Source organism: Acidovorax sp. GW101-3H11, assembly GCF_001633105.1.
Lineage (GTDB): Bacteria > Pseudomonadota > Gammaproteobacteria > Burkholderiales > Burkholderiaceae_C > Acidovorax.
This window is the reverse complement of sequence record NZ_LUKZ01000025.1, coordinates 179,659-188,406: the sequence shown is the minus strand read 5'-3', so window position 1 is coordinate 188,406 and position 8,748 is coordinate 179,659. Positions and strand designations below refer to the sequence as shown.

General features: G+C 66.1%; 11 protein-coding genes. 7 read left to right on the top strand and 4 right to left on the bottom strand.

Translation table 11 applies throughout. From position 1 onward, the window contains the following. Positions 1 to 278 precede the first annotated feature (278 nt). From A1D30_RS18985 to A1D30_RS18975, 3 genes are all read left to right on the top strand, one after another. On the top strand, positions 279 to 701 hold the full coding sequence (locus tag A1D30_RS18985) for a hypothetical protein (RefSeq protein WP_063462270.1): 423 nt from the start codon (positions 279 to 281) through the stop codon (positions 699 to 701). A 59-nt stretch (positions 702 to 760) separates the two neighbouring features. Next, entirely contained in the window at positions 761 to 1,990 is a 1,230-nt protein-coding gene (locus tag A1D30_RS18980; protein ID WP_063462297.1) for a PHB depolymerase family esterase, read from the top strand. Positions 1,991 to 2,156: 166 nt separating this feature from the next. Beyond that, positions 2,157 to 2,924, top strand: a complete 768-nt coding sequence (locus A1D30_RS18975; RefSeq protein WP_063462269.1) for a hypothetical protein — start codon at positions 2,157 to 2,159, stop codon at positions 2,922 to 2,924. 38 nt (positions 2,925 to 2,962) lie between these two features. On the opposite strand, the gene A1D30_RS18970 is transcribed toward A1D30_RS18975, so the two are convergent. After that, the gene (locus tag A1D30_RS18970) at positions 2,963 to 3,994 is read right to left on the bottom strand and encodes a M28 family peptidase (RefSeq protein ID WP_063462268.1); all 1,032 of its coding nucleotides are present in this window, start codon (positions 3,992 to 3,994) and stop codon (positions 2,963 to 2,965) included. A 146-nt stretch (positions 3,995 to 4,140) separates the two neighbouring features. On the opposite strand from A1D30_RS18970, the gene A1D30_RS18965 reads away from it, so the two are divergent. The 4 genes from A1D30_RS18965 (at position 4,141) to A1D30_RS18950 (ending at position 6,404) form a co-directional block, all read left to right on the top strand. After that, positions 4,141 to 4,752, top strand: coding sequence for a 3'-5' exonuclease (locus tag A1D30_RS18965; RefSeq protein ID WP_063462267.1), 612 nt, complete (start codon positions 4,141 to 4,143; stop codon positions 4,750 to 4,752). Positions 4,753 to 4,929: 177 nt separating this feature from the next. Then, on the top strand, positions 4,930 to 5,511 hold the full coding sequence (locus A1D30_RS18960) for an NnrU family protein (protein WP_063462296.1): 582 nt from the start codon (positions 4,930 to 4,932) through the stop codon (positions 5,509 to 5,511). A gap of 99 nt (positions 5,512 to 5,610) precedes the next feature. Beyond that, positions 5,611 to 5,910 (top strand): DUF3297 family protein, encoded by a 300-nt coding sequence (locus A1D30_RS18955; protein WP_063462266.1) that lies wholly within the window; start codon positions 5,611 to 5,613, stop codon positions 5,908 to 5,910. Further along, on the top strand, positions 5,907 to 6,404 hold the full coding sequence (locus A1D30_RS18950; protein ID WP_082836531.1) for a ribonuclease HI family protein: 498 nt from the start codon (positions 5,907 to 5,909) through the stop codon (positions 6,402 to 6,404). Before A1D30_RS18955 ends, A1D30_RS18950 begins: the two co-directional genes overlap by 4 nt. A 21-nt stretch (positions 6,405 to 6,425) precedes the next feature. On the opposite strand, the gene A1D30_RS18945 is transcribed toward A1D30_RS18950, so the two are convergent. From A1D30_RS18945 to A1D30_RS18935, 3 genes are read right to left on the bottom strand one after another with little or no spacing between them, the layout of a single operon-like run. After that, a complete protein-coding gene (locus tag A1D30_RS18945) occupies positions 6,426 to 6,953 on the bottom strand; it encodes a GFA family protein (RefSeq protein ID WP_063462265.1) in 528 nt (175 codons plus the stop codon). A 48-nt stretch (positions 6,954 to 7,001) separates the two neighbouring features. Then, positions 7,002 to 8,294 carry an RNA polymerase sigma factor gene (locus A1D30_RS18940; protein ID WP_109790991.1) on the bottom strand — a complete coding sequence of 431 codons (1,293 nt, stop codon included), beginning with the start codon at positions 8,292 to 8,294 and terminating at the stop codon, positions 7,002 to 7,004. A 6-nt stretch (positions 8,295 to 8,300) separates the two neighbouring features. Further along, on the bottom strand, positions 8,301 to 8,708 hold the full coding sequence (locus A1D30_RS18935) for a VOC family protein (RefSeq protein WP_063462264.1): 408 nt from the start codon (positions 8,706 to 8,708) through the stop codon (positions 8,301 to 8,303). Between the last annotated feature and the right edge of the window lie 40 nt (positions 8,709 to 8,748).

The following is an 8,748-nucleotide window of genomic DNA, read 5'->3' as shown; positions in this document are numbered from 1 at the left end:
GGGTCTTCTTGGTGCTCAGGTTCAGCTCAAGGCTGCTTTGCTTCATGGCTTGCGAGGATGCCATGACTGATCTGCATCTATCAGACTGCTCGCGAGGTTTTGCAGGATTTCCCTAGCGCTTATTCAACAAGCGCTGATAGCTACATATTCAATAGCACACCCATCCAAAAAGAGCCCACGGGCTCTTTTTCTTTGCTCCCTTGCCCTTGATTAGCGATCAAAGACATCCAAATACCATCCATACACCATCCATATGGATGTTTTTTGGAGTTTCGTTGATGAACAACATCGTCCCCATCGTCCCGCGAAGCAAGGTTCCCGAGTCTGAAAAAGTCACCATCAACCTGGGCTTTGTCGACCTGGGGCACATCGATCTGCTGGTGTCTGAAGGCTTTTACGCCAACCGCACCGATTTCATTCGCACCGCCATCCGCAATCAGCTGAGCGCGCAGAACGACGCCGTCCGCCAGGTGGTGGCCCGCAAGATGCTTGTGCTCGGGCTGCAGCGTTTTGGCCGGGCTGAGCTGGAGGCCGTGTTGGCGGCCGGCCAGGCACTGGAGATCCGCGTGCTGGGCCTGGCCAGCATCGACGACGACGTGCCACCTGCATTGGCGCAGGCCACCATCGCTTCGGTGACGGTGCTGGGCGCGTTCCATGCCAGTGCAGAGGTCAAAGCCGCGCTGGCGGGGCGCATTCATTGAACACGTCCGACCTGGACCGCAACGTGCCGCCTCTGCGCGCATTCACACAAGGAGTCCCCATGGACTGGAACACCAACCTCAAGCACCTGATGGGCGAAGCCACCCAACTGGTGCGCAGCGGCCACCTGGCCGATGCGACGCGGACCCTGCAGCAGGCACTGGGCGGCGCCGTGGCGCGCCACAGCAGCCCGCCGACCCCCGCCAGCGCGGATACCGCCCTGCCTGGCGACCCCAACCCCGCACCTGCCAACGCTCCACTGTGGCGCCGCTTTGGAGCACAGGCCGACGTTGAAGACGTGATCGTCGTCGACCGCAGCCACCCCGGTTCGCCCCCAAAAGCCGCTCCCCCACAGGCAGAACCGCCCGGCAGCTTTACGCGCATCGCCTTCACACAGTCGGGCACCCGGCACAACCCCCACCACTACCACCTGTATGTGCCCCCGGGCGCTGCCGCCGGCGCACCCATGCCCTTGGTGCTGATGCTGCACGGTTGCACCCAAAACCCCGAAGACTTTGCCACCGGCACCGGCATGAACGCGGCCGCTGCGCCCGCCATCGCGCTGGTGCTGTACCCCGAGCAACCCCACAGCGCCAACCCCAACGGCTGCTGGAACTGGTTTCGCCCCGGCGACCAGCACCGCGGCAGCGGCGAGCCCGCATTGCTGGTAGCCATGGTGCAAGACGTGATGGCGCGCCACGCGGTCGATACGCAGCGCGTGTACGTGGCGGGCCTATCGGCGGGCGGCGCCATGGCCGCACTGCTGGGGCGTGAATACCCCGACCTGTTTGCTGCGGTGGGCGTGCATTCGGGCCTGCAAGCGGGCGCAGCACACAACGTGATGGGCGCGTTATCGGCGATGAAGAACGGGGCCAAACCCGGCGCCACCACCCAACCCACCGCCAGCACACCAACCCTGCCGCCCCCACCCACCATCGTGTTCCACGGCGATGCCGACCCCACCGTGCACGCCCACAACGGCGAGCAATTGATCCAGGCCACGCTCAGCGCCCTGGCCTCAGCCCCCGGCGGCGCACCAGCCACCGTGAAAACCGTGCAACAGGGCCACTCGGCCAGCGGGCAGGGCTACACCCGCACGGTGTATTCGCTGGCGGGCGGCGCAGACACCGAAAGCAAGCGGCCCCGCCCCGCCGTGGCAGAGCACTGGGTGCTGCATGGCGCAGGCCACGCATGGGCCGGTGGCAACGCGGGGGGCAGCCACACCGACCCACGCGGTGTGGACGCCACGCAGGAAATGCTGCGGTTTTTTCTGGAGCATCCGCGGGACTGACCCCGCAAAGCCTGGGTAAACCGATCCTGGCCCGTGATTACCCTCCATGCGCCTCGCCATAATTCTGGCGGGAGCCTGCACCGCCTCGCCATAATTCTGGCGGGAGCCTGCACCGCCCCGCCATACCAACACCAGAGCGCAGCAGAAAAACAGGAGGGAATTCATCATGGAGAACGTCTACATCACCATCGCGGGGCTCATCGCCATCGGGGTGGTCTTCTACGTCCTGCGGCGCGCCAAGCGCCAGGACAACACACACACTAATCTGCGGATCAGCGCCATCACCCTTTCGCCACCATCGGGCAGCGTGTTACAGGCGGGCACCCCCATCACCGCGACCCTGGACTACCGCTACAGCGCGCCGCGAGAGCCGCTGTTTGTCTGGGTCAAGATCCTGGACACCACCTATGACTCCATCTACGAGGGCTCGCACGACCGCATGAACCCGGGCGTGGGGCGCATCAGCCGCAGCGTGCACCTGACGCAGGCGGGCACCGTGCGCGAACTGTCCATCGTGGCCAAGAACAAAGACTTTGTGGAAGTGTTCAACCAGGCCGTCGCCGTTGACTTCCGCTACGAAGAGGCTGAGCTTGACGAAGCGCTGAAGAACGATGGCCGGGGGTCAGAGATCACCGGCATCCGGCTATCCGTTCCATCGCCTGCCACCGTCAAGGCGGGCACCCGCATCGATGTGGAAGTCGAATACAACACCACGGCGGAGGAAGGTGTGGACATCTGGGTCATCCCCGAAACGCAGGCCAACATGACCTACGAAGGAACCATGGGCCGACAGATCGAAACCGGCGTCGTGCACAAGCACTTCACCATCATCGACCCCTGCAAGGTCAACAGCCTCAAGCTGCTGATGAAAAATGCATCGAGCCAGACGGTGTACGAGCGCAGCATGCCGGTGGACTACACCTTCACCGCCTAGCCAGGGCTACCGCAGCCGAACCCGAGACAGCCAGGGCCTTACTGCCGCAACGCAAGGTCTTTGATGACTTCCTCAAGCCCCAGCACCACCCGGGCCAGTCGCTCGAAATCCACCTTGTCCGGCGTGTCCTCGCGGGTGTGATAGTGCGGATAACGGTAGGGCGCCGTATCCGTCACCATCAACGCCGGATAGCCTTCGTCGACGTAGGCCGCGTGGTCTGAGTAGTCGACCCCCGGGATGAACCGGGGCGCCGCAATGCCCTCCGACGGAAATGCAGCGTGAGACCGGAACGAGCGAACCACCGTGCGCACCAGCCCCAGGTCAGCGGTGGTGGCCACAAACGCGATGAAGTCACCTTGCGTGGGGTAGAACTGATTCAGGGGCCATGGGTACTTTTGAGACCCGGCAACGTCTGAAAAGTAGCCCATGGTCTCCAGCGACAGCATGGCCGTCACCGGCACGCCCCGTGCCTTCAGCGCCTGCGCGTGCAGGCGGCTTCCCATCAGCGGGGTTCTGAAATATGGCGGCTCTTCATTGGTGTACAGCACCAGCATCACATCCGACCGCGCGGTTGCGCCGAGATCCTTGAGGCTTTGGGCCAGCGCCAGCACTGCGGCAGTTCCTGTGGCGTTGTCGTTGGCGCCTGGCGTTTCGTGGGCGGAGTCGTAATGGGCGCCCACCACAATCACGCGCTGGCCGGGCGCATTCTGGCTGGGGATGGTGACCTCCAGATTGCGCACCTTCACACCCGACGCGACAAACTCCTGGCGCTGGACTTGGTAGCCATACGACACCAGCTCCGCCTCCAGGTAATTCGCAGCCGCCTCCAACGCCACAGGGTGCTGCACGTTGTGCTCCTGCGCCGCAATGGTGGTGACGTGCTGGCGCAACTGCTGCGCCAACGCTTGCTGCGCGGGGGTGGCGGCGGCCAGCGCACCGCGGTGCGAACTGCCGGGCATGGTGGTCATCACCAACACGCCCGCCAGAAGCAGGCCGAACACGGCAGCAAGGGCACCGGTGATGCGCAGAAGGCTTTGTACCCATCGAACGGCAATTGGTGAAATCTTCATAGACCTCTTTGTTGGTATTCACTGGCACCGCGTGCCCACTCCATCCACCCAGAAAATGGGTGGGGCAGTGTAGGCCACACATTCATGCCGACAGAACCCCAGGCGAGCGCGGCGGCACAATCCTCCTTTTTCGCGCCCACCCCTCCATGCCCCCCATCGCCGTCATCGACTTTGAAACCACCGGTATCTCGCCTGGCCAGGGCGCGCGTGCGACCGAGGTGGCGATCGTGCTGCTCGAAAAAGGCCAGGTGGTGGACCGGTTCCAGAGCCTTATGAAAACCGGGGTGTGGATTCCGTCGTTCATCACCCAACTTACCGGCATCACCAACGCCATGGTGAACGCGGCGCCCGATGCAGCGGGGGTGATGGAGGACGCCGCGCGTTTTGTGGGCGATGCGCCCATGGTGGCGCACAACGCGTCGTTTGACAGCAAGTTCTGGCAGGCCGAGCTGGCCCTGGCCGGGCTGCAGGCGCCGCAGCCGTTTGCGTGCACGGTGCTGCTGTCGCGGCGGCTGTACCCGCAGGCGCCCAGCCACAAGCTGGGGACGCTGGTGGACTACCACGGCCTGCCGCGCACGGGCCAGGCCCACCGGGCGCTGGCCGATGCCGAGATGGCCGCAGCGCTGCTGGCGCGCATGCAGCACGACCTGCGCACCCGCTGGCGCGTGGCCGAGCCCGGCCATGCGCTGCTGCAAACGCTGCAGCGCTGCGCCAAGCCCAAGGTGGGAGCGCTGCTGGCGCAGCATGCGGTGGCCTAGCCAGGGCCTGTGGAGGGTGCGCCAAACCTTGCATAAATACTATCAATTCGATAGCTATCAAGGCATGATGGACGCGCGCAGAAGCCCTTTTTTATTCAAACTTCTTGCATACTGGGGCCGCGGCAGCCCCACACAAGGTGGCTGCGCCCACAACAACCCCCGATGAAAGGTTTTGCCATGGGAATTCTGGTTTTGGGACTGGTGCTGTTTCTGGGTGTGCACTCGGTGCGCATCGTGGCCGATGGCTGGCGCACACAAACGCTGGCGCGCATGGGCGAGATGCCGTGGAAGGGGCTGTATTCGCTGGTGTCGGCCGTGGGCCTGGCGCTCATCGTGTGGGGCTATGGCCTGGCGCGGCAGCAGCCTGTGGTGCTGTGGGTGCCACCCATCGGCATGCGGCACGCGGCGGCGCTGCTCACGCTGATCGCCTTTGTGCTGCTGGCCGCCGCCTATGTGCCGCGCAATGCCATCAAGGCCCGGCTGCACCACCCGATGGTGCTGGGCGTGAAGGTGTGGGCGCTGGCGCATTTGCTGTCCAACGGCAACCTGGCCGATGTGCTGCTGTTTGGCAGCTTCTTGCTGTGGGCCGTGCTGAGCTTTCGCGCCGCACGCCAGCGCGACCGGGCGCAGGGCACGGTGTACGCGGCGGGCAGCGCTGCGGGCACGGGGGCTGCCGTGGTGGTGGGCCTGGTGGCCTGGGCAGGCTTTGCGTTCTGGGGCCATGCGTGGCTGATGGGTGTGGCGCCGATGGGGCGGTAACACGGCAGGGCAGTTGTGCGGTAGGGGCTTCGCCCGCCCGGTTGCCGCCAAATCCCGGAGAATCCGCGCTTTGCGTTTTCTCTTTCTCCTGAGACCTGTATGACCGAAGCCCAGACCCCCGCAACCCCCGCAACCCCCGCAACCCCCGCAACCCCCGCAACCCCCGCCCAGCCGCCCCTGCCCGACCACCTGTCGGTGAACCCCCGCAGCCCGCACCATGTGGCCGCCGTGTTCGAGCACGACATCGGCATCCGCCTCAATGGCAAGGAGCGTTTTGATGTGGAGGAATACTGCATCAGCGAAGGCTGGGTGAAGGTGCCCGCCGGCAAGACGCTGGACCGCAAGGGCCAGCCGCTGCTCATCAAGATCAAGGGCAAGGTCGAAGCGTTCTACAAGTGACCGCTGTACGGGCGGCTGCGCCGCTCGCCCCCGGCGCCTGGGTCATCCACTGCGATGGCAGTGCCTGGCCCAACCCCGGGCGCATGGGCCTGGGGGCGGTGCTGACGGGGCCCGACGGGACCGTGCAGCACCAGATCTCCGAAGCCACCACCTTCACCGGCTGCAACAACGAAGCCGAGTTGCGCGCGCTGATGTTGGCGCTGCACTGGCTGGCGCAACAGGGCATCGCCGCATCAAACCCTGTGCAGGTGTTTAGCGACAACAGCGTGCTGGTGGAGCAGCTGGGCGGCCAACCCACGGCACCGATTGCACGGCTGGCGCCGCTGTTTGACGAAGCACGCCAGGCACTGCATCGGTTCCCGCAAGCCCAGGTCCAGTGGATTCCCCGCCACCGCAATGGCGCGGCCGATACGCTGGCGCGCGCCGCCCTGGGGCTGGCCCCCAAGGCCGCCACGCCGCAGGGGCAGACCATCAAAAAGCGCCGCAGGCGCTGAGCCCCCACCCGGCACGCCCCATCAGGCCGGGTCGAGCCCTGCAGCCGCACGGTAGGCCTGGATGCGCGGCAGCATCGCCTGGCGACGGGCGATGCTTTGCGCGGGCCACAACCCCTCGCGTTCGTAATATTCCGCCACGGCGGGCGCCCCCGGCGGCAGCACCACCCAGGGCTGTTTGGAGGCCGTGAAGATGTGGATGTCGGGCGGCAGGTGGTCGGGTGCATCCAGCGTGCCCACGCGCACAAACGCCATCACGGGCCCCGCGCCTGCGTAGTGGCTCCAGACTGCCACCTGGCAATGCGGGCACCGCGCGATCTGCTGGCCCATGCCGCTTGCTGACGGGGTGTGCACCATCGCCGGGGTGCCTGCGAGCAGCTCCACGCGGTCGGCCTCGATCATCGCGTTGAGCGCAAAGGCCGCGCCGCTTTCGCGCTGGCACCAGCGGCAGTGGCAGCAGTGCACAAACAGCGGGGGCGCCAACAGGCGGTAGCGCACATGGCGGCAGGTGCAGCCGCCTTCCAGTGGGTACTCAGGGGCAGGGTGGGGCATAGCGATGGTGTCCTTGCAGCAGGGTGAGGGTGGGCGCAACACCGGCCGTCAGCCGCAGGCACGGGCCAGCAGCAGCGCCTTTTCCTGCGCGTTGCGGGTGAGACCCGCCGCGCGCTCGAACTCGGCCCGTGCCTCCTTCCCCCGGCCCAGCTTGGCCAACAAATCGCCGCGCACGCTGGGCAGCCAGTGGTAGTGGCGCAGCAGGGGGTCGTCTGTCAGGGCATCGACCAGCGCCAGTGCGGCCTCCGGCCCTTCGGCCATGCCCACAGCGACGGCGCGGTTGAGCGCCACCACGGGCGACGGCGCCACCTGCAGCAGCGCGTCGTACAGCGCCACGATGTGGGGCCAGTCGGTGTCCTGTGCCTGCCTGGCGCGTGCGTGGCAGGCTGCAATAGCACCCTGTAGTGCATAGGGTCCCCAGGCATGGCCTGCGCGTGCCAGCTGTTCGGCCTTGTCGAGTGCTGCCAGGCCACGGCGCACCAGCAACTGGTCCCAGCGTGCACGGTCCTGGTCCATCAGCAGCACGGGCTGGCCTTGCGCGTCGGTGCGTGCGGGCAGGCGCGAGGCCTGGATTTCAAGCAGCGCCACCAGGCCCTGCACCTCGGGCTCGTCGGGCGCCAGGCTGGCCAGCACGCGCACCAGGCGCTGCGCCTCGCCACACAGCGCGGGGCGCATCCAGTCATCGCCCGCCGTGGCGGCATAACCTTCTTTGAAGATGAGGTAGATCACCTCCAGCACCGAGGCCAGGCGCGGCGCGCGCTCGGCCGCGCCGGGCAATTCAAACGGCACATGCGCGGCCGTGAGGCTGCGCTTGGCACGCACGATGCGCTGCGCAACGGTGGGCTCGGGCACCAGGAAGGCGCGTGCGATCTCGGCCGTGGTGAGGCCGCCCAGCAGCCGCAGGGTGAGCGCCACACGCGCCTCCGTGGGCAGCACCGGGTGGCAGGCAGTGAAGATCAGGCGCAGCAGGTCGTCGCCGATGTCGTCCTGCTCGGCGTGCATCAGGGTCTCCACCACATCGGGCGCGTACTGGGCTTCGAGCGCTTCGAGGTCGTGGCCCAGCGCCTCGTTCTCACGCTGGTGCAGCGCCTGCTGGCGCAGATGGTCGATGGCGCGGCGCTTGGCGGTGGTCATGAGCCACGCAGCCGGGTTGGCGGGCAAGCCGGTGGTGGGCCAGTGCTCCAGCGCGGCCAAGAGCGCATCCTGCGCCAGCTCTTCGGCCCGGCCCACGTCGCGCGTCATGCGCGCCACGCTGGCGATGATGCGTGCGGCCTCGATGCGCCACACGGAGTCAATGCTGCGGTGCAGGGCATCGCGGTCGGGCAGGGCGGATTCGTGCATGCCCTCTCAGCCCAGCGCCTGGCTGGCATCCACCATGTGCACAAACTCCCAGGTGTGACCATCGAGGTCGTCAAAGCTGCGCGAGTACATGAAGCCCAGGTCCTGCGCAGGGCGGGGGGTGGTGCCGCCTGCGGCCACGGCCTTGTCCACCAGGCCATCAACCTCTGCACGGCTGCCGCACGAGAAACACACCAGCACTTCAGATGTGGTGCGTGCATCGGCAATCGTTTTGTCGGTGAAGGTTTGATAAAAGCTCTTGACTAGTAGCATCACGAAGAGGTTCTCGCCCACCACCAGGCAGGCGCCCTGGTCGTTGGTGAACTGAGGGTTGAACTCGTAGCCCAGAGCGCGGAAGAAGGCCTGCGATCGGGCCATGTTCTCGATGGGCAGATTCACGAAGATTTGCTGGTGCATGTGGATCTCCTGAAGGGGTTGAAAGGTAAAGGGAAACGGG

Excerpts from the sequence above, each read along its gene's own strand:
- A1D30_RS18985 (WP_063462270.1), top strand. The coding sequence starts at position 279 with ATGAACAACATCGTCCCCATCGTCCCGCGAAGCAAGGTTCCCGAGTCT.
- A1D30_RS18980 (WP_063462297.1), top strand. The coding sequence starts at position 761 with ATGGACTGGAACACCAACCTCAAGCACCTGATGGGCGAAGCCACCCAA.
- A1D30_RS18975 (WP_063462269.1), top strand. The coding sequence starts at position 2,157 with ATGGAGAACGTCTACATCACCATCGCGGGGCTCATCGCCATCGGGGTG.
- A1D30_RS18970 (WP_063462268.1), bottom strand. The coding sequence starts at position 3,994 with ATGAAGATTTCACCAATTGCCGTTCGATGGGTACAAAGCCTTCTGCGC.
- A1D30_RS18965 (WP_063462267.1), top strand. The coding sequence starts at position 4,141 with ATGCCCCCCATCGCCGTCATCGACTTTGAAACCACCGGTATCTCGCCT.
- A1D30_RS18960 (WP_063462296.1), top strand. The coding sequence starts at position 4,930 with ATGGGAATTCTGGTTTTGGGACTGGTGCTGTTTCTGGGTGTGCACTCG.
- A1D30_RS18955 (WP_063462266.1), top strand. The coding sequence starts at position 5,611 with ATGACCGAAGCCCAGACCCCCGCAACCCCCGCAACCCCCGCAACCCCC.
- A1D30_RS18945 (WP_063462265.1), bottom strand. The coding sequence starts at position 6,953 with ATGCCCCACCCTGCCCCTGAGTACCCACTGGAAGGCGGCTGCACCTGC.
- A1D30_RS18940 (WP_109790991.1), bottom strand. The coding sequence starts at position 8,294 with ATGCACGAATCCGCCCTGCCCGACCGCGATGCCCTGCACCGCAGCATT.
- A1D30_RS18935 (WP_063462264.1), bottom strand. The coding sequence starts at position 8,708 with ATGCACCAGCAAATCTTCGTGAATCTGCCCATCGAGAACATGGCCCGA.